The organism is Pseudomonas sp. FP1154, from assembly GCF_030687245.1.
GTDB classification, from domain to species: domain Bacteria; phylum Pseudomonadota; class Gammaproteobacteria; order Pseudomonadales; family Pseudomonadaceae; genus Aquipseudomonas; species Aquipseudomonas rhizophila.
Map to the genome: position 1 here is coordinate 3917291 of NZ_CP117465.1, position 23673 is coordinate 3940963.

Annotated in this window: 20 protein-coding genes; 11 read left to right on the top strand and 9 right to left on the bottom strand. The window is 61.2% G+C overall.

The window, feature by feature from the left end; all coding sequences use genetic code 11:
• The first annotated feature begins 122 nt into the window (after nucleotides 1-122).
• Nucleotides 123-1040 (top strand): AraC family transcriptional regulator, encoded by a 918-nt coding sequence (locus PSH91_RS17530; RefSeq protein WP_305466307.1) that lies wholly within the window; start codon nucleotides 123-125, stop codon nucleotides 1038-1040.
• Between the two features lie 122 nt (nucleotides 1041-1162).
• Here PSH91_RS17530 and PSH91_RS17535 read toward each other — a convergent pair whose 3' ends face one another.
• From PSH91_RS17535 to PSH91_RS17545, 3 genes are all read right to left on the bottom strand, one after another.
• Nucleotides 1163-2050, bottom strand: coding sequence for a LysR family transcriptional regulator (locus PSH91_RS17535; protein WP_305466309.1), 888 nt, complete (start codon nucleotides 2048-2050; stop codon nucleotides 1163-1165).
• Nucleotides 2051-2052: 2 nt separating this feature from the next.
• Nucleotides 2053-2739 carry a cysteine hydrolase family protein gene (locus PSH91_RS17540; protein ID WP_305466310.1) on the bottom strand — a complete coding sequence of 229 codons (687 nt, stop codon included), beginning with the start codon at nucleotides 2737-2739 and terminating at the stop codon, nucleotides 2053-2055.
• Nucleotides 2740-2863: 124 nt separating this feature from the next.
• Nucleotides 2864-3949, bottom strand: coding sequence for a diguanylate cyclase (locus tag PSH91_RS17545; protein ID WP_047228522.1), 1086 nt, complete (start codon nucleotides 3947-3949; stop codon nucleotides 2864-2866).
• Between the two features lie 182 nt (nucleotides 3950-4131).
• On the opposite strand from PSH91_RS17545, the gene PSH91_RS17550 reads away from it, so the two are divergent.
• From PSH91_RS17550 to PSH91_RS17565, 4 genes are all read left to right on the top strand, one after another.
• On the top strand, nucleotides 4132-5586 hold the full coding sequence (locus PSH91_RS17550) for an NAD(P)/FAD-dependent oxidoreductase (RefSeq protein ID WP_305466312.1): 1455 nt from the start codon (nucleotides 4132-4134) through the stop codon (nucleotides 5584-5586).
• A gap of 16 nt (nucleotides 5587-5602) precedes the next feature.
• Nucleotides 5603-6532 (top strand): alpha/beta fold hydrolase, encoded by a 930-nt coding sequence (locus PSH91_RS17555; protein ID WP_274090734.1) that lies wholly within the window; start codon nucleotides 5603-5605, stop codon nucleotides 6530-6532.
• Nucleotides 6533-6689: 157 nt separating this feature from the next.
• Complete coding sequence (locus PSH91_RS17560; RefSeq protein ID WP_288912811.1) at nucleotides 6690-8066, top strand: VOC family protein; 1377 nt, start codon at nucleotides 6690-6692, stop codon at nucleotides 8064-8066.
• 230 nt (nucleotides 8067-8296) lie between these two features.
• On the top strand, nucleotides 8297-8815 hold the full coding sequence (locus PSH91_RS17565) for an Hcp family type VI secretion system effector (protein ID WP_047228526.1): 519 nt from the start codon (nucleotides 8297-8299) through the stop codon (nucleotides 8813-8815).
• A 313-nt stretch (nucleotides 8816-9128) separates the two neighbouring features.
• Here PSH91_RS17565 and PSH91_RS17570 read toward each other — a convergent pair whose 3' ends face one another.
• From PSH91_RS17570 to PSH91_RS17590, 5 genes are all read right to left on the bottom strand, one after another.
• Nucleotides 9129-9299, bottom strand: a complete 171-nt coding sequence (locus PSH91_RS17570) for a hypothetical protein (protein WP_177218183.1) — start codon at nucleotides 9297-9299, stop codon at nucleotides 9129-9131.
• Nucleotides 9300-9330: 31 nt separating this feature from the next.
• A complete protein-coding gene (locus PSH91_RS17575; protein ID WP_305466314.1) occupies nucleotides 9331-9573 on the bottom strand; it encodes a hypothetical protein in 243 nt (80 codons plus the stop codon).
• A gap of 65 nt (nucleotides 9574-9638) precedes the next feature.
• Entirely contained in the window at nucleotides 9639-10712 is a 1074-nt protein-coding gene (locus PSH91_RS17580) for a lipocalin-like domain-containing protein (RefSeq protein WP_274090736.1), read from the bottom strand.
• Nucleotides 10702-13170, bottom strand: a complete 2469-nt coding sequence (locus PSH91_RS17585) for an ABC transporter permease (RefSeq protein ID WP_305466315.1) — start codon at nucleotides 13168-13170, stop codon at nucleotides 10702-10704. The genes PSH91_RS17580 and PSH91_RS17585 overlap by 11 nt, the downstream gene beginning before the upstream one ends.
• Nucleotides 13170-13838: an ABC transporter ATP-binding protein gene (locus PSH91_RS17590; protein WP_305466316.1), complete on the bottom strand. Its 669-nt coding sequence runs from the start codon at nucleotides 13836-13838 to the stop codon at nucleotides 13170-13172. Before PSH91_RS17590 ends, PSH91_RS17585 begins: the two co-directional genes overlap by 1 nt.
• 247 nt (nucleotides 13839-14085) lie before the next feature.
• Between PSH91_RS17590 and PSH91_RS17595 the strand changes: the two genes are divergently transcribed.
• Nucleotides 14086-16005, top strand: a complete 1920-nt coding sequence (locus tag PSH91_RS17595; RefSeq protein WP_305466318.1) for an acyltransferase family protein — start codon at nucleotides 14086-14088, stop codon at nucleotides 16003-16005.
• Nucleotides 16006-16651: 646 nt separating this feature from the next.
• Here PSH91_RS17595 and PSH91_RS17600 read toward each other — a convergent pair.
• Complete coding sequence (locus tag PSH91_RS17600) at nucleotides 16652-18403, bottom strand: sulfatase-like hydrolase/transferase (protein WP_305466320.1); 1752 nt, start codon at nucleotides 18401-18403, stop codon at nucleotides 16652-16654.
• 378 nt (nucleotides 18404-18781) lie between these two features.
• On the opposite strand from PSH91_RS17600, the gene PSH91_RS17605 reads away from it, so the two are divergent.
• Genes PSH91_RS17605 through PSH91_RS17625 form a run of 5 tightly spaced genes read left to right on the top strand, consistent with a single transcriptional unit; the run spans nucleotide 18782 to nucleotide 23672 of the window.
• A complete protein-coding gene (locus tag PSH91_RS17605; RefSeq protein WP_047228533.1) occupies nucleotides 18782-20146 on the top strand; it encodes a UDP-glucose/GDP-mannose dehydrogenase family protein in 1365 nt (454 codons plus the stop codon).
• The gene (locus PSH91_RS17610; protein WP_107322257.1) at nucleotides 20143-21213 is read left to right on the top strand and encodes an NAD-dependent epimerase; all 1071 of its coding nucleotides are present in this window, start codon (nucleotides 20143-20145) and stop codon (nucleotides 21211-21213) included. The genes PSH91_RS17605 and PSH91_RS17610 overlap by 4 nt, the downstream gene beginning before the upstream one ends.
• Nucleotides 21210-21956 carry a sugar transferase gene (locus PSH91_RS17615; RefSeq protein WP_188251346.1) on the top strand — a complete coding sequence of 249 codons (747 nt, stop codon included), beginning with the start codon at nucleotides 21210-21212 and terminating at the stop codon, nucleotides 21954-21956. The genes PSH91_RS17610 and PSH91_RS17615 overlap by 4 nt, the downstream gene beginning before the upstream one ends.
• Nucleotides 21957-22601, top strand: coding sequence for a CpsD/CapB family tyrosine-protein kinase (locus tag PSH91_RS17620; RefSeq protein WP_047228536.1), 645 nt, complete (start codon nucleotides 21957-21959; stop codon nucleotides 22599-22601). It begins immediately after the preceding gene.
• 21 nt (nucleotides 22602-22622) lie between these two features.
• Complete coding sequence (locus PSH91_RS17625) at nucleotides 22623-23672, top strand: polysaccharide biosynthesis/export family protein (protein WP_047228537.1); 1050 nt, start codon at nucleotides 22623-22625, stop codon at nucleotides 23670-23672.
• The last annotated feature ends 1 nt before the right edge of the window (nucleotide 23673 follow it).

Sequence of the window (23673 nt, forward strand, 5' to 3'; positions counted from 1 at the left end):
CGCATTGCGCTGCTTTTCTTGCCCGATCCTATGAGTTCGCCCACTTCATGTAGGCAGCGCTTCGCTTGGCGAGTTAATGTTCTGCCTATAGCTATCAGCCCTGGACAACCCCCGAACCCGCCATGATCACCCAACGCAAATCCCTGCAAGAGACGCTCGCCAGCCTCATTGACGCCCGGACCCCACAGACGGGGGACTTTGATATGCCGGTGGCCGGCCTTAGTTTCTTTCGACGTGAAGCCCCGGCGCGTCCCGTCATCTGCATGATCGAACCGAGCATCGTGCTCGTGGCCCAAGGCGTGAAACAGGTATGGGTAGGTGGCAAGGCGTATGGATACGACACCACACGATTTCTCATCACTTCGCTGGACATCCCCGCCAATTCTGAAGTGATGGTGGCAAGCCCGGAGCAACCTTGCCTGGGCCTGGTCTTCAAGCTCGACTTGCGCATGGTCGCCGATCTGGTCGCCCAGAGCGGCATGACGCCGTATCGAGACCGGCCCATCGGAATTGGCGCAGGCATTGGTACAGCAACACCTGAGCTTCTGGCGCCGTTCGCACGCTTGTTGGCGCTGCTGGATGAGCCTGACGCGATCCCTGTACTGGCGCCGCTGATCCAACAGGAAATTCATTATCGGTTGTTGATGAGCGACCAGGCTTCGCGGCTGCGTCAGATCGCCTCCGTGGACAGCCAGGGCTACCGGATCGCCAAAGCCATCGACTGGCTGAAATTGAATTACACCGAACACATCCGCGTAGAGGACCTCGCGGCGCGTGTGCAGATGAGCCCCCCCACCTTCCACCATCACTTCCGCCAGCTCACCGCGATGAGTCCGCTGCAGTACCAGAAGTGGCTACGGTTGAACGAAGCGAAGCGCTTGATGCTCAATGAACATATGGACGTGGCGAGTGCGGCCTTCAAAGTGGGCTATGAAAGCCCCTCGCAGTTCAGCCGTGAGTACGGCCGTTTGTTTGGCATGCCGCCCAAGCGGGATATTGCGACGTTGCGCGGGCCAGCCGATCACACCAAGGCTGTTTGATTCATTGTGGCTTGCCCCATTGTGACGAGGGAACTCCCTCGCCACGGCTCAGCTACATCGTTCAAATCGTCGCAACGTTGTCCGGGCTTTTCAGGCCCCGGCGCTGTTCAGTCCAAGGTCCATCAGTTCCTGGCGCCGTAATACTGCGCCATGTAATCCACAAACACTCGAACCTTGGCCGGCAAATTCCGCGCATGCGGGTAAAGCGCATAGTAGTGCCGCTGCCCAAGCGTGTACTCAGGCAGAATCCGCACCAGTCTTCCCGTCAGCAAGTCATCCTGCACCGTCGCCAGGGTAAACGCGGCAATGCCCCCGCCCGCCAGAGCGCAGGCGTGCAAGGCAGTGATGGTGTCCGTATGAAAGCTGCTGGCGCAATCCACCGTGCTCGACTCCCCTGCTTCCCCCACCAGCACCCACTGCGTGGCCGAGGCATACGTCAGCAGCCGATGGTCGTTGAGTTCAGCAACGCCGCGAGGCAGCCCGCGCTTGAAGACATAGGCCGGTGCCGCCACCAGAACCAGCGGCGAAACGCTGAGCAAGCGCGCGACAAGACTGCTGTCGGCCAGCGGCCCGCAAATCCGTAACGCCACATCGACCCCATCGGCTACCAGATCGACAAGCGGATCCGAGCAGGACAGATCGACCTGGATGTCCGGATAGCGCTCCTGGAACCCCGGCAACCAACGGGCCAGCTCCAGCGTACCGATCACCAGCGGTGAACTGATGCGCAGCAGCCCGGAGGGCCGTTCCTGTTCCAGGGTCACCGCCTGGGACGCGGCATCAACGCGATCCAGAATATCCACGCAAGCGGCGTAGTAGCGCTCGCCTGCTGCCGTAAGGCTCATGCGTCGGGTATTGCGATTGATCAGACGCACGCCCAGCACAGACTCCAATTGCTGCAAGTTGCGCGACACCGACGAATGAGTGGTGTCCAGTCGTTCGGCCGCGGCTGAAAACCCCTGAGCCTCCACGATGCAGCGAAACACGCGCATGGCGAGCATCTGATTCATTTTCAGCGTACCGGCAGCTTGATGATTTGGGCGGTGGTCATCACATCACCGAAAGTATCCTCGACCTCGGCCAGTGCGGCCTTGTGCAAGGCGTCCTTGTCGATCGCTTCGCCACTGACCCGGGTGATCGCACGGGTAGCCGATGCATCGGAGGCGACCAACACATTGTAGCCAAGCGGCGCCGCATCACGGGCAGCACCAGCCACGCACGCGTGGGTCATGAGGCCGGAGATGATCAGGTTTTCGATACCAGCGCTCTTCAAACGCTTGTCCAGGTCGGTACTGCCGAAGACGCTGACAGTAGTCTTTTGCAAGACAACATCCTGGGCCCGGGGCTGCATGTCCGGATGGAATTTCACGGTTTCGCCACCCTCGGCAAACACCGCCGAACCGGCCGGCGCAATGTGCTGGATATGGAACACCGGCATGTGGTGATCATCGGCGAAATCAATCAGTTCGCGAGTATTGGCCAACGCAGCAGCGCCGTCAGGGATGGGCATTTTGCCGGTGAAATATTCGTTCTGGAAATCGATTACCAGTAACGCGGTTTTACCGGCCGGGAGTTGGTTGACCGGCTCCGCGCCAGCCATGGCTCGAATGGTGGGATGGGCATCAGCCAATGCGCCGGTGCTGGCGACAATACCGGAGAACGCACAAGCGGTGAGCAAACGACGGGTAAAACGTTGCATGAGGGATTCCTTCACAAGTGGTTGAGTGAAGCAATCCTAGGGGGATAGTTCAGGCCGGAACACAGTGCGGCTGGAACAGGACTTGTTTGTGTTTAGCACAAATAAACCCTCTTCCTCGGTTGGGTCAGAAAGAAACCGCCGGTTCCTCGAGCATCTGGCACTGCCGATGGCAAACGACCCGGTTGCGCCCGCCGGTCTTGGCCTCGTAAAGCGCTTGGTCGGCGTCGTTGAGCCAGAGAGTGGCGTCGCCATAGGCCGGGTTGAAGGCGGCCAGGCCAATGCTCAGACTGCCCTTTAGCGCGGGGGCCTGCTCGTAGCCGAGCAGGGCGAACCGCTCACGCAGGGCCTCCATGGCCAGCACGGCATTGTGCAACGTCAGGTCCGGCAGAATCACGCAGAACTCGTCCCCCCCATAACGTCCGACAATGTCGGTGGCCCGCAGGTTTTGCTTGAGCATCTTGCCCAGCTGACGCAACACGATGTCACCAGCGCCATGGCCATAGGTGTCATTGATGGCTTTGAAGTGGTCGATGTCCATCAGCGCAATCACGCCGTGACCAGCCCCATCGTGTGGCTGTCGCAGGCAGCGCTGGAACTCCTCGTTAAGCCGGTCCTTCCACGCCCCATGATTGAGCAGACCGGTCAGGCTGTCGGTACGGCTCAGGGCCAACAACTCGCGCTTTTGCCGGCCCAGGATGGCGGTCTGGCGAAAACAGATCCAGCCCAACGCCAGCGGATATATGCACAACAGAGGCAAACTGGCATAGAGCTGCGCCGAACTGGTCATCGGCACACTGGTCAACGGGAAGATCGCCAAGCCCAGGGCGATGCCCGTCACTTGGACCGCCGCCCCGGCGAACAGAAAACGCAAGCCCCCGATGGAGACGTTGTTCATCGCCATCATTGCCAGCGTAACGGCCGTGGGCAGCGGATTAAATTGCATCGCAACGACCCAGAAACCGCCAAGAAAGGCGTCAATCAGCAAGTTTCGGCGTTCAGCCTGGTACGGCTGCGCCGCGCGACGGGCCCACTGATAGGCCACATGCGGCCATAACAAGCCGTTGAACAGCATGGCCCACCAGACCCAAGGTGCCGGGTCAAGGGGATAGACGGCGACACTCACCAACAACAACCCTAGCATCAGGCCCAGGATTCGTGAGGTGTAAAGCCTCCTGGCCAATGACAGTCCCTTTCGTCCCGTTCTTTGCATAGAGGCCTCTGTACCGAGGGCTTCCCGGGTTGTGGGATAGGGTTATTTGGAGTCTATCAGGGCAGCATCAAATAGCCACCATCGATGAAGGGTTATTTATTCGCCATCAAATGCACGGCTCCGCTCGGATTTTGGCTATACATGACAAAGGGAATCGGCAACCACCACCAGAAAGGAGGCCCATGCGCAGCTATCAGGTGTTGATCATCGGCAGCGGGTTCGGGGGCCAGTGCGCGGCAATCAATCTCCTCAAAGAGGGCATAACGGATTTCCTGCTCTTGGAGCGACGGAATTTCTTCGGCGGCACTTGGTGCCAGAACACCTACCCCGGCGCGGCGGTAGACGTGCCGTCGCCCTTGTATTCGCTCTCATTCGCCGCTTACGACTGGAGCCGGATGTTCGCCGGCCAGGAGGAGCTGCACCGCTACACCCGGCACGTGATCGAACGCTTCGCCCTGCAGGACAAGGTACAACTGAGCGCGAATGTGCAGCGGGTGGCATGGGACGACAATGCCCGACATTGGATCGTCGACACCGCCAGCCTAGGGACCTTTCATGCGCAATTCCTGATCAATGCCACAGGCCCCCTCAGCCAACCGGTGATCCCTGATTTCGAAGGCCGGGATCGTTTCCAGGGCAAGACGTTTCACACCAATGATTGGGACCACACCTACGACTATCGCCACAAACGCGTTGCCATCGTCGGCAGTGGCGCCAGCGCCGCCCAAGTCATCCCGGCCATTGCGCCAGAAGTCGCCCATCTGCACGTGTTTCAGCGTACGCCCCACTGGGTACTGCCACGCCGCGACCGCACGTTCAACCGTCTCGAACGTTGGTTGCTGAGCCTGGCGCCGATGCGCACCCTGTTGCGCTGGTCGATCTACTGGCAATTCGAAACCCGGGTGATTGCGTTCAAATATTCACGGCCGGCGGTTCGCATGGTCCAGCGCCAGGCCCTGAACATGCTTGAACGCCAAGTGCCGGATCCGGTTCTGCGTCGTCGCTTGACCCCTGACTACCTGATCGGCTGCAAGCGCGTCATCCTGTCCAGTACGTTGTATCCGGCCCTGTGCCGGGCCAACGTCAGCGTGCATGGCCAGGAGCACGGCATCGCCGCCCTCGATGAAACCGGCATCATCACCCGGGACGGCCAGCACATCCCACTGGACCTGATCATCTGGTCGACAGGCTTTGACGCCACCGACGGGGTGATTTCCTATCCCGTTACCGGCCGCAACGGCACTCGACTGTACGACGTCTGGGCCCAATACCCGCGCGCCTACCTGGGTACCAGCCTGCCGGACTTCCCCAACCTGTTCATCGTGACCGGGCCCAACACCGGCATCGGTCACACCTCGGCACTGTTCATCATCGAATCGCAGATGAACTACATCCTGGACTGCATCCGCACCCTGAACCGGCAAAACCTGCGCAGCATCGAAGTGCAGCCCGCCGCCGAACAGCGCTACACCGAAATGATCCACCGGGAAATGCAACGCACCGTATGGAAATCCGGCGGCTGTCACAGCTGGTATCAAAGCAAAAGCGGCCACGTCGTCGCGATGTTCCCCGGTTTCAGCTTCACTTATCACTATCTGACTCGTCGGCTCCGGTTGGCCGATCACATTCTGTCCTGACCCTGGAGGGCAAAGCATGTTGGTGTTGTGGGTAGTCCTCGCCGTGTTTATCGCCTGGAGCTGGCTGACGTATCCAGGCATCGGCCATGTGCTGTACGACATGGGCATGGCCCTGGAAGCGCGTCTGTACCGACTGCACAAGATCACGGTGCCCATCAGCGAGATGACCGTGTCGACCTGGCAAGGCGGGCCCTACGAAGCGTCCGGCAGCATATTGATGCTGCACGGCTACAGCGCCGACAAGAACCTCTGGCTGCGTTTTGCCCGGCATTTTGTCAGCGACTACCGGGTGGTGATTCCTGACCTGGCCGGTCATGGCGAAACCGGCTTCAAGGCCGGCGGCGGTTATGACATCCCGACCCAGGCCCGACGGGTGATCGAACTGCTGGATGCCTGCGGCCTGGACAAGGTCCATGTGATCGGCAACTCCATGGGCGGTCATCTCGCCGCCTGGCTGGCGGCGACTTCCCCGGACCGGATACTCACCCTGGCCCTGATCGACCCGGCCGGCGTCACCGCGCCCGAACCCAGCGACATGGAGCGGCACCTGGCAGCCGGCCACAACCCGTTTCTGGTGCGCTCGCGGGACGACTTCGCTCCGTTCTACGCGATGACGATGGCCTCGCCGCCGTGGGTGCCGAGTGTGGTGCTGGCGGCGCTGGCCGAGCGTTATGAGCAGCGCCGGGATGAACTGGAAGAGATCTTCGTGGATTTTCGCGCCAGCCCGCCGATGGAGCCGCGCCTGCCCGACATCCGCGCGCCTTCGCTGCTGCTCTGGGGTCGCAAGGACCGGCTGATTGACGTCAGCAGTGTGCCCGTATGGAGCAAGGGCATCGCCGACTTGCGTGTGGAAATCTGGGAGGGGGTAGGCCATATGCCCATGGTCGAGCGCCCCGGGAGAACCGCCGCGCTGTATCGCGACTTTCTCAAGGGCCTGGGCCAGTGACCTTGATGCCGCTCTTCAAGGCTTGCCTGAGCCACGGTGAAGGAGGCGGATCAGTCCCTGACAGAATGAAGTCCTGAAGATTCTTCGTTTGTCGACGCTGGTGAAGGCTGCGATCTTTCCTTCCACTTTCCCACAGCTTGCGCCAGGAATTCTCACAATGAGCTTCGTCAGTCCCGACCTGATCCGCCAACGCTTCTCCAAGGCGATGTCCGACATGTACCGCGACGAGGTGCCGCTGTACGGGGCACTGATGAACCTGGTGGAACAGACCAATGCCCAGGTGCTGGTCAACGACCCGCACTTGGCCGAACACTTGCGCAGTACCGGTGAACTCCAGCGTCTGGACCTGGAGCGCCACGGCGCGATCCGTGTCGGCACCGCCGCAGAACTGGCAACCCTGGGGCGTCTGTTCGCGGTCATGGGCATGCACCCGGTGGGCTACTACGACCTCACGCCCGCCGGGGTGCCTGTGCATTCCACGGCATTTCGAGCCGTGCATGAAAGCGCCTTGCAGGTCAGCCCGTTCCGGGTGTTTACCTCGTTGCTGCGTCTGGAGCTGATCGAAAACGCCGAGCTTCGGGCCTTTGCCGAATCGGTACTGAACAAGCGCCAGATCTTCACCTCCGAGGCGCTCCAGCTCATCGACCTCGCCGAACGCCAAGGGGGTCTGACCGAACCACAGGCTGATGACTTCGTCCTGCAAGCCCTGGAAACCTTTCGCTGGCACCACAGCGCCACCGTCACGGCCGAGCAATATCGGCAACTGAGCGCCCAGCATCGGCTGATCGCCGACGTGGTGGCTTTCAAGGGCCCGCACATCAATCACCTGACGCCACGCACCCTGGACATCGACATCGTGCAGGCCCAGATGCCCGTGCACGGCATCACCCCCAAGGCAGTCGTCGAAGGCCCGCCCCGTCGGCATTGCCCGATCCTGCTGCGGCAGACCAGCTTCAAGGCGCTCGACGAACCTGTAGCGTTCACCGACCAGCCCCACTCCCAAGGCAGCCACAGCGCCCGCTTCGGCGAAATCGAGCAACGGGGCGCCGCCCTCACCCCGAAAGGTCGCGCACTCTACGATCAGTTGCTGAACGCCGCTCGGGATGCGCTGGGGGCGTTTCCCAACGAAGCCAACGCCGAACGCTACAACGCACTGATGACCGAGCATTTTGCCCAGTTCCCTGACAACCACGATGAGCTGCGTCGGCAGGCACTGGCGTACTTTCGCTATTTCGTGACGCCAAAGGGCCTCGCTGCCAAAGGCACGATCAAGCAACCGGTCTCGCTGGAACGCTTGCTGGAAGCGCAATACCTGCGCGCCGAACCCCTGGTGTACGAGGACTTCCTGCCCGTGAGCGCCGCCGGCATCTTCCAATCGAACCTCGGCGATGCCGCTCAAATTCACTACGCCGGACAGTCCAATCGCCAGGCATTCGAGCAAGCGCTGGGACAACCGACCATCGATGAGCTGCAGTTGTATGCCGAAACGCAACAGCGCTCGATGGATGAGTGCATGTCCGCCCTGGGAATGTAGGAAAAACCGGAAAGCCGAATGCGTAAGAAGTTGCGCATCCGGCTTGCCAACTACGCAACTCCCCGCGCGCATTCCTCTGTAGCCGGAGCGCTCATGGATCGACGCCTGATCCTAACTTATTGATATACATAGTTTTTATAGAAGATGGCATAGCTCTTGATAACCGTCAGGCCACCTGGGGACGATTCCCTTCCCAGGTCCCTTTAGTTATCCCGCAAGGAGAGCATCCATTGGCTACCCCCGCTTACATGTCCATCGAAGGCACCAAACAAGGTCTGATCACTGCTGGCGCCTTTACGGCCGACTCGGTGGGCAACACCTACCAGGAAGGTCATGAAGATCAAGTCATGGTGCAAGGCTTCGAGCACCAGGTCATCATCCCCCGCGATCCTCAGTCGGGTCAGCCAACCGGCCAGCGCGTGCATAAACCCCTGGTCATCACCAAGGTGTTCGACAAGGCCTCGCCGCTGCTGCTGGCGGCCCTGACCTGCGGAGAACGCCTGACCAAAGTCGAGATCCAGTGGTACCGCACCTCGGCGGCCGGCACCCAGGAGCATTACTACACCACCACTCTGGAGGACGCGATCATCGTCGATATCAAGGACTACATGCTCAACTGCCAGGACCCGGCGAACGCGCACTTCACCCATCTGGAAGATGTGCACTTCACCTACCGCAAGATCACCTGGACCCACGAAGTCAGCGGCACGTCGGGCTCCGATGACTGGCGTTCACCGGTCGCCGGATAGTCGTCGATAGATATTGATTCAGGATGGTGTTCGCCCAGTGCGACGGCCTCGGCATTCCATGCACTGGTAAAGAGCCTGACACTGGGCGAACGGGCATAATAATAGTGGAACTTGCAAAATATGTCCGGGAGCTTGTTTAAATAATTATTTATCTTTAGTCGTCATTATTAACGCCCAATCAATAACAGCTATACAAACAGCTAAACAAAATCCAACAGCAGTATAAAAAAACATATCCGCTACGCCGAACAAGACCGGGCAAGTAAAGCAGCATTAACAAATGCGTTTTCAAGACCGCGCGGTCTATCAATCCTCAGCCCCGTCGCGCGGTCTTTTGTGCATCCGTCTCCCCCGCTTCAGTATCGCCTTCCTGCTGTTTGCGTTTAGCCGGATCGTTGGGGCGCAGGGCGTCGTTGTCACGCTCCACCTCACCCGGCATCGCCGGCTCGTCTGGATTGTGCGACGTTTGATCACTGGGTTTCATGGCGAACTCCTTGGTTTTTCGGGCCTGCGCGTCAGGCGTCAGGATCGGCGACTTCTTCAGCGACGTTGGCGTCGGGTGAACGATGGTGCAGTTGTTCGGCCTTGACCTTGAGTTCCTGCCACTGTGCCAGGTCGATAGCGCCCTGGCCGAACAGGTCATCGGCCACCCGCATCAGCTCGGTGAAATGGACGTCGGGCGACTGCTGCCAGTAGGTCTTGTCGTCGAACAAGCGCTGCCAGTCGGCCAGCGAGGGAAGTGTGAGGTCATCACTCATGACGGACTCCTCAAAGGCATTCATAAGGTATGAGGGTCGACGTTCCCGGGGAGTTCCGGCGATTCTCAGTAGCCCGTCATTTCCAGGTAACCGTTGCCGCTGTGGCTGCCGCTCAGGTGCACCGGCCCTTCCCAATAGGGAATGCGCAGGTTCATCCAGGCGTTGGGGTTCAAGGCATCGGTGGTGATGTCGAGTCGCTTGCCGGGGATTTTGATCGTCCAGCGCACCGGCATCGAGCGCCCGGCAACCACGGCGGTGTCCAGTGGTTCAAGGCTGATCTGCCCGGCATGCAGGGTCTGCGCCTGGCCTTGGGCATCGATCCAGGTGCCCGTGAGGTATGGCGCCCCCTCCTTGTGGCGCATGCGGTAGAGCATCACATGCTCGCCGCTGTCCAGGTGCAGGGAAAACCAGTCCCAGCCCGTCTGGTTCGCAGTCAGTGGCTGGCTGCTCCATTCGCGGTCGAGCCAGGCCGGGCCGCTGACCGTATAACGCTGGCCATCGATTTCCACATGGCCGCTGGCCTGGAAGAACGGTTGGCTGTAGTAGTACGACGCCTGGCCCTGTTCGGATTTCTGGCTGAACCCCTTATCGCCCTGTAGCACCAGCGGACGCGTCGACGTGAGGCGCAACTCATAACTGAAGTGTGGGCCACTGGCCTTGAGCTGCATGTCCGCCAATGGATCGGCCCCCGACGCTTGTGTAGCGAACCGCCAGTCATCGATCCAGGCGTCGAAAGGAGTCGTCTGCACCCCGGCTTGCCCCACTGCGCCCCGTGCATAGCGCTCGGCGGCATGGTGGACGGCGCTGGAAGTGACCGCGGCATGACCGAGCCAGATCGTCTGGTTGCGCCAGCCGCTGGCCTGGGGCGCGGCGTTCAGGGCGCTGCGAAACAGCGTCCATTGCACACCGTAATCGCGGCCCTCGGCATCCTTGAGATTGGCAGTGACGTACCACCACTCGATGCGAAACCCCTCATGAACACCATGATCGGCGGGAAAACTGAATACCCGCCCCGGCACCACGGGCGTGAATGCGCCGGCCTGCTCACCCAGGCCGGCGAAGCCCTTCGGCGGCGGTTGCCGGTTATCACAACCGCAGAGCAGTAGCGCTATCAGCATCAAGCCCAGTTTAATCTTCATGGGCAAAGGTCCTCAGCAAATCCGCCGGTTGCGTGCGGTACAACGCATACAGCGGCCAGGCCGATGCCAGCAGCGTGGCAAGCATCGCCAGGCCCAGCAACTGCGCCAATTGCCACGGGAATACCCGCAACGGCAGGCGCCAGCCGAAGGCCTGCACATTGATTACCGCGTCCAGGCACCAGGCCAAGGCGATGCCCAGTGGCAAGGCCAGTACCAGGGTCAATAGCGCCAACAGCCAGGTCTGGCCCAGATTGAGCAACATCAACTGCCGGCGCGTTACCCCCAGCGCCCACAGCGGCGCCAACTGGCCGAGGCGGCTTTGGCTCTGGGTCAGCAGGCTGATGAACAACGCCACCCCGGCCACCGCCAGCGTCAGGCTATTGAGGGCGGCGGTGGCGGCGAAGGTGCGTTCGAATACTTGCGTCGACCAGCCCTTGAGCCGCGCCTGATCGACAATTCGGCTGTCATCCAGGCTGAACCGGGCCTGCAACGCCGTCAGCAACGCAGGGATCGCGGAGGGTTCGATGCGCAGGTTGAAGCGGTTCGGCGTCAGTTGCGGCCAATGCCGCAGCAAGTGGTCGGCATTGACCAGCACATGGCCCTTGGGGTTGCCGTAGTCGGCATAGATCCCGACGAGGCGCGGCGTCCAGGGTCCCTGGGGCGTCGGGATCGTCAATCGATCGCCAATATTCACGTTGAGACGCCGGGCCAGTTGTTCGCTGAGCATCAACGTGTCACCCCCGGCCAGTTGCTCCCAAGGCTTGTCGGAAACCGACTCCAGCAACGGCCAATGCTGACGATAGGCGCTGTGATCGATGATGCCGTAGATGTCCGTCGGCCAGCCTTGCAAAGGAATCGAGACCTGCCAGTTGGGCAATATCGTGCTGATCGCCGGCTGCTCCTTGAGCCAGACGTGCAGCTCGCCCGCCTGGGCCGGGGTTTGCGGATTGATGTACAGCTCGGCGGTCAGACGTTGCTCGAGCCAGTTACTGAAGGTCTGGCGAAAACCTGCGGTCATGCTGCCGGCACCGATATTCGCCGCCAGAGCCAGTAGCAACGCCATCAGTGCCAGGCTCAGCGTCGGCAATTGCTGACGGCAGTCGGCGAGAAACCATTGCCCAAGTACCGAACGACTGCGGCGCAACAGCAACTTCAGCGTGCCACTGAGCAACACCGGTAAAGCCAGGGCAGCGCCCAGCAACAACGCCGTCATCAAGACAAAACCGCTGCCCAGGCTGTCACCCCAGATCAACGCCGATACCGCGAGCAACCCCGCCAATGTCGCCACCCACCCCTGGCGCCGCAGCCAGCGGGCATGGGCCTGATGCCAGGCCTGGGGATTGGCCAGCGCCAACAGCGGCAGGCGCGCCGCCCGCAGCAAACTGTCGGCGCCGGCCAATAACGCACCGAGCAAGCCCAAGCCCACGCCGCTGAGCCACCACCACGGGCTGAGGTTCAGGTGGCCGGCCACTTCGGCGCCGTACAAGCCGCGCAGGCTCGCCGCGACATCGGGCAACAACAGACTCGCCAGCCAGTAGCCGCTGAGCACTCCTGCGATTGCGCCGAGCAAGGCCAAGGCGCCCAGTTCGAGGGCCAGACTGGTGACCAGCAACCGCGCACTGACGCCACAGGCCCGCAAGGTTCGCAGCAAGCTGCGGCGTTGTTCCAGCGCCAGGCCAATGGCGGCGTGAACGATGAACAACCCCACCACGAAGGACAGCACCCCCAAGGCGTCGAGGTTCAGGTGAAAGCTTTCGGTCAGGCGTGACAGATTGTTTTCTTCATCGGCGCGCTTGAACTGCAGCCGGCCGTTGAACGCCGTCGGCAAGGGCGCGTTGAACGTGGCAGGCAATAGCAAGCGCGACAGCTGGTCCGGCCGTCCAAGCACCTGCTGGGCGAAGCCGATGTCCATCAGCAGCACGCCGGGCGCCATGTCCGCCTGGACAAGCAACGATGGCAGGGATTGTCCATCGACCGTCCGGGGCCGGTCCCCCTCGCTCAGCCCCAAGGCCTGCAAGGTCTGCGCAGCGATCCAGGTGCGGCCAGGCTCAGTGAAAAACTCCACCACGTCTGCCATCTCCCGGACCTGCCCCGCCACTGCCGCTCCGGGGGGCAAAGACACCGGGTCGATGCCCATTAACTGCAGGCGCTGATCCTCGTGCCCCTGCAGCGTCACCCGAGCCTGCAACACGGGGGACACCGGCCATCCCAGGCGACGCAGATCGACAAACCATTGTTGAGTGAAGGTGCCGCCGCCGGGCGCACTGAGGCTGGCCTGGGGTTCGCCACCAATCAACTGGCTGGCTCGTGCGTAGCTGTCCCGGGCCTGACTGTTGAGCGCCTGCACGCCGGTGAGCAGGCTGGTGGCGAGCCAGAGCCCGGTCAGGACGCTGAAAAACTGCACCGGGTGCTGGCGCCAATGGCTGAGCAAAGCCTTGAGCGTCTGGCGAAGGATCATCACCCTAGGGCCACCTTCGCCAGACGTCCGCCCTGCAAGACCACTCGACGGCTCAGACGGGCCGCCACCCGGGGACTGTGGGTCACCATCAGCAGGCTCGTCGGGCTGCCGTCCAGCAACTCCAGCAACAGTTGCAACACCTCGTCGCTAGTGGCTTCGTCGAGGCTGCCGGTGGGTTCGTCGGCCAGCAACAAGGGCGGCCGGGAGGCCAGTGCCCGCCCCAATGCCACCCGTTGCTGCTGGCCGCCGGACAGTTGTTCGGGATAGCGGTGCAGCAGTTGCGAAAGGCCGAGCCGTTGCACCAGATGGGTCTGCCAGGCAGGGTCATAGCGACCGCACAGACGCGCCTGGAACGCCAGATTATCCTCCACCGGCAAGCTACTAATGAGGTTGAACTGCTGGAACACCAGGCCGATCTGTGTACGGCGCCAGCTTGCCAGTTGGCTTTCGCTCATGCCGTCGAGCCTGCGCTCGCCAAAGCGAATGCTGCCACGGTCGACCTTGTCCAGACCGGCAACCAGATGCAGCAAGGTGCTTTTCCCGCTGCCGGACTCACCCATCAGTGCCAGGCTGTCGCCAGGGGCCAACGTCAGGTCGATACCTTGCAGCACCGGCAATGGCCCTTGCGGCGTGGCATAGCTCTTAAATACGTCGCGAACTTCAAGCATGAAAAGGCTCATGGGTAAACGTGAGGCTCAGGATAGCGGAGTTGGGTGACGGGCAGACCAAGGATGCGCTCAGGCGACGGGCAAACACCGCTGGTCGTCTGCCCCGCCTGGTTTTGCCCGACGCCTTGCAAAGCATAAATTTCCAGCTATCAATCAATGACTAATACGTGCCGTTTACATGCAGTCGGCCAATTCGTCATAAACATGACGCACCTGGATTGCCTCCTATTCAAGGACGATCGCCGACATGCCTCAAACAAAATATCGCCTCGATATCGATGGGCTTCGCTGTATTGCAGTGCTGGCCGTACTCATCCATCACCTCAACGCCGACCTGCTGCCAGGCGGGTTCGTGGGGGTCGATATTTTTTTCGTCATCTCGGGTTTCCTCATCACTTCCCAGGTGTTTTCCGAGATCAAGGGCAACAGCTTTTCGCTCAAGCGCTTTTATCAGCGGCGCATCAATCGCATCGTGCCCGCACTGGTCACTGTGTTGTTGGCGAGCGTGATCGCAGGGGCCTTCATCCTTTCCCCCGCCGACCTGACGCGGCTCAACGTCAGTGCGCTGTTCTCCCTGCTGGGGGTCTCGAATATCTATATCTGGATGAAGTACGGCAACTATTTCGCCGCCGATGCCAGCGAAGCGCCGCTGCTGCATACCTGGTCCCTGGGGATTGAAGAGCAGTTCTACGTGATCTGGCCGCTGCTGATCCTGGTGCTCTATCGCCTGACGCCGCGTTATGTCCTGCCGGTGCTGGCCGTCGGTATCGTGGCGGCGGTGGGGCTTTCTGAATACGCCACGAACGTCTTCGTCACGGCTTCCTATTACCTGCTGCCCACACGGTTTTTCGAGCTGATGCTGGGCGGAGCACTGGGTATCTATCTTTATCAGCCACGTACACTCGGCAGGATAGAAGTGCTGGCTTATACAGCGGCGGGGTATGGGCTGATTGGTTTTTCCTTGTTTGCCCTGAGCCGGGACACCCCCTTCCCCGGCGTCAATGCGTTGATACCTTGCCTGGGCGCGGCGCTGCTGATTCTGGCCGGCAGCGGTGGAGCCCGCTCCCGCCTGCTGACCAACCGGCCCATGGTGTTCATAGGCCTGATTTCCTATTCGCTGTATTTATGGCACTGGCCGTTGATTGCCTACCTGAATTACCTGGGCATCGAGATAACCCTTTCTGTGGGCATGTCCCTGGCGCTGGTGTCGATTCTGTTGTCCTGGTGGTCCTGGCGGTATGTCGAAATTCCCTTTCGGCGCACTGGCGCGCAATTGCAGTTTCCCCGCGTACTGGTCCGCCGATTCATAGCCCCGGCCCTGGGGCTGGCCGTCCTGGCGACCTTGAGCCTGCAATGGAACGGCTTCCCACAGCGTTTTGCGCCTGAAGTGTCGAGGCTCGAGGCCATGGCACTGAGCAAACCGAACAGGCTTCGCAGCGGTTGCCATATGCCCAGTGCGCGGTACAGCGCCGAACCTGATCCGGATTGCCAGCTCGGTGCACACAAGGAGCAACTGGACGGAATGATGGTGGGTGACTCGTTCGCCAATCATTTCACGGGCATGGTCGATATCCTGGCCAAACCCAACGGCATCAGATTAATGGACTACACACTGGACGCCTGCCCGCCGATTTTCGGCTATGCCACCGAGGTGTCCGAGGCGTATGGCGACCGTTGCATGGCGCGCAACGACCGGGTGTTCGAGCTGATCAAGCAGAACCACTACCCATACGTCGTGCTGGCCGGCGCCTGGCCCAAGGATGCGGCGGCCGCGCACATTATCGAAGCGAGCATCAAGCACGTGGCGAACAACACCGGCCAGGTCATCGTGATTCTGCGCAACCAGAACATCGACAATGCAGCGACCTGCCCCGTGCGCCGCTTGATGTTCGGCACCGATCGCTCATGCTCGGCCCCGCTGGACGTCACCGCGCCGTATTGGGAGGGGATACGCGCCAGACTGCCCCAGGTGCGCTTTATCGACCCCAATCAAGTGATCTGCCCAGCGGGGCTATGCAGCCCGATCATGGACGGGCAGTTGCTGTACCGCGATGACGCACACTTGAATGACGTGGGCTCACGCTTCATCGGCCGCACATTGCGCGAGCTGGGATTCTCCCTACTGCACGACCCGGCCCGACTCGGCCCGATCGCCACAACCCAGTGAGCCCCCTCCCCGCAGGTTTGTGGGGTATGCAAGTTCTGCGGACAACTCGGACTACTGTGGGAGATTCTATGCTGCAAGCCCACCCACCGCCTTCGCGAGCAGGCTCGCTCCCACAGGGGATTTGCGGAGGCATGCAAGGCCTGCGGACAACTCGGACTACTGTGGGAGATTCTATGCTGCAAGCCCACCCACCGCCTTCGCGAGCAGGCTCGCTCCCACAGGGGATTTGCGGAGGCATGCAAGGCCTGCGGACAACTCGGACTACTGTGGGAGATTCTATGCTGCAAGCCCACCCACCGCCTTCGCGAGCAGGCTCGCTCCCACAGGGATTTGCGGCGGCATGCAAGGCCTGCGGACAACTCGGACTACTGTGGGAGATTCTATGCTGCAAGCCCACCCACCGCCTTCGCGAGCAGGCTCGCTCCCACAGGGATTTGCGGCGGCATGCAAGGCCTGCGGACAACTCGGACTATTGTGGGAGCGAGCCTGCTCGCGATGACGGCGGCACATTCAACATCGATTCCGACCGACACACCGCCTTCGCGAGCAGGCTCGCTCCCACAGGGGATTTGCGGGGGTATGCAAGGCCTGCGGACAACTCCCACAGGGATTTTCGGCGGCATGCAAGGCCTGCGGACAACTCGGACTACTGTGGGAGCGAGCCTGCTCGCGATGACGGCGGCACATTCAACATCGATCCCGCCTGACCCGCCGCCATCTCGGCCTGAACCGGGCCTGGTGTGACAATGTGCTTGAGGTCGATGTGTTTCCATTCAGGCATCGCCCCCAGCCGCGCATTGAAGCGGTAGTTGAAGGTAAAGGCATCTTCGGTCGGCTGGCTCAGGGATTTCCCATAGGTCGCTTCAACACCGGCCGGGTCGTACCCCATCAACTGCAACAGCGTCGGGAAGATGTTGTAGTGGCTGGAGCGGTCCTTGTTCTGTGCCCATGCCCGCTGCCAATCCAGGGTCTGCAAGCGCGCGCCTTCTATGACCACCAGCGGCACAAGCCCTTCCTCCGCCACCGGGTCACCGCCGCAGTGGGTATTGAGCCCAGGGTTGCCGCGCTCGTGAAGGTCCTGGCCGTGGTCGGAGGTGTAGATCAGCACGGCGTTGCCTAAATCGGCCTGCTGGAAGATCCGCCTGAAGAACTCTCCGACATTCCACAGCAAAGTGTTCTGGTAGGCATTGCGGTACAGCTCCCAGTCATGGGTCCGGCCATCAAAACCGTCACGCTGGCCGGTATCGGCGACTTCGAGAAAGCGCCCACGCGGCAGTGCGGGACGATAGCTCATGAACTCATCCGGGTATTTGTCGTGCACGGGAAAATGCGCACCGAGCTTGTTCACCACCACCAGCTCGGCCCGGTCATTGCCCAGCCGCTCGATCAGTTGCGCGGCAACCGCCATGTCTCGCTCGAACACCGGGGTGCGGTCGAACTGCACGAAGTCGTCGATATCGTTTTTTTCAGTGTCGGTCATCAGGTTCTGAAGGTGACCACCGGTACGCTGGGCGTCGATATAGACCGTGCGCAACCCGGCGTTTTTTGCATACTGCCAGATCGACGGCAACGTGCTGTTGATGCGCACGTAATCGGCCCGGGTGCCGCCGTAACGCAAGGTGACGTTGGTGTCGGCGCTGCAGTTGGCAATGGAAGCCGCGTAACCGAAATTGAACACCTGCACCCCATCGGGCGGGGTCTTGAGGCCGGTGTGCACGCCGAACGGCGTATTGATATCCAGATAATTCCCAGCGACGCTTTCATCGATAATCAGCACAATATCATGCTCGATCGGCGATGTTGGCCGCGTCAGGCGGATCGGCTCCCGAGGACCGACGGTGTTGTGCAGGGCTTCGTAAACGAACAGATTCAGATAGGCCAGCGGTGTGTACATCACCGGCAACCCCCGTGCGCCCTCGCCCGCCCGGACGAACAGAACACCACTGAGCAACAACACGCCCACCACAGGTGCGGCGATTGGCAAATAACCGGGCAATGACACCGACCGCCGAGGCTTGAGACCCAGTCCCAGCAGCAGCAACAGGCCACCGGTGGCGGCGCTGACAATCACTTCGCGGTACTGCGAAGCCGCCTCCCCGATAAAACCACCCGAATACACCAGCGACACAAACTGGCTGTACGTCAGATAGCTATCGGTCACCCTCGTGTAAACCTCGAAAAACACCGCCGAACCAAACATCGCCAAGGCAAACAAGTGGCGCACGAAGGTCTGGCGGATGTACGCACTCATCCACAGCGCCACCACCAACAACACGAACATCGCGCCGAACAGCAACGTGGCGAATCCCAAACCCAAGGCATTCAGACGATCAAGGTAATAGTCATATCCCCTGATCAGGTACAGCACCAGCAACAGTTCCTTGAGGTATCGGAGCATGTGTTTCTCGGCGATAGGGCGGCGTTGGATAGAGGGTCGTTTTCTGCACGTTAGCAGCGGCTTTGCAAAGCGCAAGAAAAGGGACGAACGGCCAATGCGTCAAAAAAAAGTTAGCCCAAAAATGACACACTTGAAGCCAGTTAAACGTAAAAATCTATGGATAAATACCGTTCATCGCCTAGTTAAAAGCCGTTACAGCCCTTTAAAAACGGCACTTTTCTAAACCAGTCAATGACTTGATATCAAAAGGCCAAGTTCTGTCGAGTTTGCCAACAGTGACAACTGTCATTTTGCTGACACGCTTTTCTGAAGCTGCGCTATACCCCTCTAAACAGTTTCATCCGAGTTACATCAACCGTCTTGCGAGGCACGCCAAAAATGGATGTGAGCGTATTTGGTACGGGGTATGTGGGATTGATTCAAGCGGCTGCGTTGGCTGACGTCGGCCACCGTGTTTTGTGCATCGACATTGACCCCAACAAGATCCGTCAGCTGCAGCAAGCGGTGCCACCGATCAGCGAGCCTGGGTTGTCCGAACTGCTCGAAGAGAACATCAAGAGTGGCCGGCTGCTGTTCAGTGATCAGGCCAGCGATGCGGTCAATCACGGCGAACTGATTTTCATCGCCGTCGGCACGCCAGCCGATGAAGACGGTTCGGCAGACCTGAGCCATGTACTGGCGGTCACCCGCCAGATCGCGGACTTCATGGACAGCGACCGCACCTTGATCATCAAGTCCACGGTGCCGGTCGGCACCGCCGACAAGGTCGCCGAATGTGCCCATCAGGCATTGGCTCGCCGGGGCCTGCAACAGTTGAACGTGCGAGTGGTGTCCAACCCCGAGTTTCTCAAGGAAGGCAGCGCCCTGGCCGACTGCATGCGCCCGGACCGGATCATCATCGGCACCGCCGACCCGCTGGCCCGCGATCAGATGAGCGAGCTGTACGCGCCCTTTTGCCGTAACCGCGAAAAACTGATGTTCATGGACAACCGCAGCGCCGAACTGACCAAGTACGCGGCCAACGCCATGCTCGCCACCCGCATCAGCTTCATGAACGAACTGGCCAATCTCACCGAAAGGCTGGGCGCCGACATCGAAGCGGTACGCAAGGGCATCGGTTCGGACCCTCGTATCGGCTATCACTTCATCTACCCCGGGTGCGGCTTCGGCGGTTCATGCTTTCCCAAGGACCTGCGCGCCCTGCTGCATACCGCCGAACAGAGCGGCATGCCCCTGCGCCTGCTGCGCAGTGTCACCGACGTCAACGACAGCCAGCGACACATTCTCTTCGAGAAACTGACGCAACAGTTCTCCGGCGGCCTGGCCGGCAAGTCGATTGCGATTTGGGGCCTGGCTTTCAAACCCAACACCGATGACATGCGCGAAGCCCCCAGCCGCTACCTGATGGAAGCGCTGTGGCGCGAAGGCGCTCGGGTCCATGCCTACGACCCGGAAGCCATGTCCGAATGCCGCCGCCTCTACGGCTACCGCAAAGACCTGAACCTGTGCGCCACCCGCGACGACACCCTGGAGGATGCAGACGCCCTGGTGATCTGCACCGAGTGGAAGAACTTCCGGGTCGTGGATTTCGCTCTGTTGGCCAACAAGTTACGCGCCCGGGTCATCATCGATGGCCGCAACCTGTACAACCCCGAACACCTGGCCGCCGCCGGCCTCTTGTATCGCGGCATCGGATTGCGTCACACCGTGCCCAGCAGCCTGACCCAGGGGCCACGGGCGTGAACATTCTGGTGACCGGCGCGGCCGGTTTCATCGGCGCCCATTGCGTGCTGCGGCTGCTGCGCGACGGCCATCAGGTGTGGGGGCTGGACAATTTCAACGACTACTACGACCCGCAGCTCAAGCACGACCGCGTGGCGTGGGTGAAGGACCAGGCGGGGGACTTTGCGTTGGCCCGGGTGGACCTGACCGACGCCTCGGCCATCGATGAGTTGTTCCAGTCACACCGCCCCGACGTGGTGATTCATCTCGCCGCCCAAGCCGGCGTGCGTTATTCCCTGGAGAATCCACGGGCCTACGTCGACAGCAACCTCAGCGGGTTCCTGAACATTCTGGAAAGCTGCCGTCGCCATCCGGTCAAGCACCTGATCTACGCCTCCTCAAGCTCCGTGTATGGCGCCAACCAGCGCACACCTTACTCAGTACAGGACGGCGTGGACCATCCGCTGTCGCTGTATGCGGCCAGCAAGAAAGCCAACGAGTTGATGGCCCACAGTTACAGCCATCTGTTTGGCATCCCATGCACCGGCCTGCGGTTTTTCACGGTGTACGGCCCCTGGGGCCGGCCGGACATGTCGCCGATCCAGTTCGCCCGCGCCATCGCCGAAGGCCGCGTGTTGCAGTTGTTCAACCATGGCGAGCACCAGCGCGATTTCACCTACATCGACGACATCGTCGAAAGCATCGCCCGGCTGATCGAACGCCCGCCCCATGCCACGCCACAGTGGGATCGCGATCAACCGGACCCGGCCACCAGCGCAGCGCCCTGGCGGATCTACAACATCGGCGGGCAGCACCCGGTAGCGCTGCGCACCTATGTGGCGTTGCTGGAAAAGCACTTGGGACAAACCGCCCGGATCGAACTGCTGCCCCTGCAACCAGGGGACGTGTTGAACACCTGCGCCGATGCCAGCGGCCTGGCGCGGGCCACCGGTTTTCAGCCGCGCATCGAGCTGGACGAGGGCCTGGGGCGCTTCATTGCCTGGTTCCTCGATTACTACGCCCTGCCTATCGCCGACACCGCTTGCAGCCCAACGCATGCGACCAACCTTCAGCGGAGGAGTCTATGACCCGACATGAGCAATGCATCCCTATCACCGCCCGCGGGGGCGACAAGCGTGTCGATCCCGAACACCGCCGACGCCTGGACGCGGCCATCCATCGTCAGGGCCGCGGCTGGCTGACTGGTCGCGACGGCGGTCGACCCTGGACGGTCTCGCGCACCAATCGGGTGGTGGCCTGTCTCGGCGCGCTGTCGATCCTGGTACTGCTCAGCCCGCTGCTGCTGGGCCTGGCACTGCTGATCAAGCTCTCAAGCCCCGGTCCAGTGCTGTTTGTGCAGAAACGCACCGGATACCGCGGTCGGGTCTTTGGCATGTACAAGTTCCGCACCATGGTTGCTGATGCCGAGGCGCTCAAGGAGTCACTGCGCCACCTCAACAAACACGGTGCCGATGCCATCGACTTCAAGATCGACAACGACCCGCGCATCACCCCCGTCGGCCGGTTCCTGCGACGCAGCAGCCTCGACGAGTTACCCAACCTGATCAATGTGGTGACCGGCGACATGCGCCTGGTCGGCCCGCGGCCGACCTCGTTCAACGCCTACCGCTATAAGGACAACCATCTTGTCCGCCTGAGCATCTACCCCGGCCTGACCGGCCTGTGGCAGATCTCCGGGCGCAGCAACATCGACTTCGACCAGCGCGTGGAACTGGACCTCAGCTACATCGCCGAACAAAGCCTGTTGCTGGACTTGAAGATCCTGATGATCACCCCTTTCAAAGTTTTCAGCGGCCACGGAGCGAGTTAAATGGACGGTTCAACCAATATCCTGAGCATCGCAAGCCCGAGCGAGACCAACCTGACCTCAACCGTGCTTGACCCATCCATACGGATTCTGCTTCTGACGGCCGCCAACACCGGCACCGGAACCAGTACCAGTGCCATGGCCCTGGCCGCTCAACTGGCGCAGATGAGCAGCGGCCGCGTACTGCTGGTGGACGCCAGCCAGTCGCCGCGCAACCTCAGCCAGCAATTGTCGCTGCACAAGGAGCGCGGCTTCAGCGACCTGCTGTTCAACAGCCTCGCACCGCCCTTGTTGCAGGACTGCGTGGTGCAGACCTCCAGCTTGCCCTTCGACGTGCTGCCCAACGGTCGTCTGGGGCGCAATGCCGAGCGCCTGAACCCCGAGCAGCTTCGCCCGCTGTTCAAGCAACTGGCCGGGCAGTACCGCTTTGTGGTGATCGACGCTGACGCGGTGTACTCGGCCTGCGACACCCTGGTCATGAGCACCCAGGTGGACGGTGTGGTGCTGGTGGTGCGCGGTGAAGACACCCGCTGGGAGGTGGCCCAGGCCGCTCGCCTGCGTCTGACCCAGGCCGGCGCCAAGGTGGTGGGCAGCGTGTTCAACCGCCGCAAGTACTACATGCCCAAGTGGCTCTACAACAACCTGTAAGCCTGCAAAAAGGATGACGAGATGAACGCCAGATTGCTTGTCCTGCTGCTGTTGCCGCTTGCCGGTTGCACCAGCCACACCGAAACCCGCTCCATGCCGGTGCAGATCCTTACGGCGGCACCGGCCAACGCCCAGGCCACCGACATGCCCCGGGTCGAACAGACCCTGCGTCCCCAGGATGTGCTGGATGTGATCTTTCACATCAGCACCAGCGGGCCGGATGCCTACCGGGTCCAGCCGGGTGACCAGGTGGCCTTGAACTTCACCGCCGCCAGCCAGCTCAACGGCGCACAACAGGTAATGCCCGACGGCAGTATCGAACTGCCGGGGGCCAACACCTCGGTAAAAATCGCCGGGCTGACCACGGATGAAGCACGCCTGGAGGTACAGCGTGCCTATGACCGCAAAATGCTGTTCCAGCCCAACCGCAATCAATTGACGGTGCATGTCACCAGCCCGTTGAGCAACGAGACAAAACTGCGCAACACCCTGACCCACCCGGGCACCGGCATGAGTCGGGAGATCACCGTGGGCCGGGATGGTTACGCAAGCTTCCCCGAAATCGGTGCCGTGCCGCTGCAAGGCATGACCGTCAATCAACTGGAAACCTACCTTAACGAGCGCTACGCCCAATTGCCGGGGCGCATGTCCGTCGATGTGCTGCTCAAATCCACCGCTGGCAACGAGATCTATGTCCTCGGGGAAGTGGCCCAGCCCGGTTCCTACCCGATCCGCCGGCCGATCTCGGTCCTCGAGGCCCTGACCCTGGCCCGTGGCACCAACGTCAAGGCCCGACTCGACTCGGTGGTGATCATGCGCCGCAACGGCAATCAGGTCGAAGCCCGCCACTATGACGTGGAAAAAGCCCTGAGCGGTGACGCCTCGCAGATCGCCTACCTGCAGCCCGAAGACATGCTTTTCGTGCCCAAGACCGGGCTGGCCAAAGCCGGTGAAATGGCTCGGCAACTGGCCGACGTGGTGCTGTTCCAGGGCATGGGAGTCAGCTTCGGCTACCGCCTTGACAGCAAAGGCGACAACGGCAGGTCCAACACTTCTGCAGCAGGTAATTGAT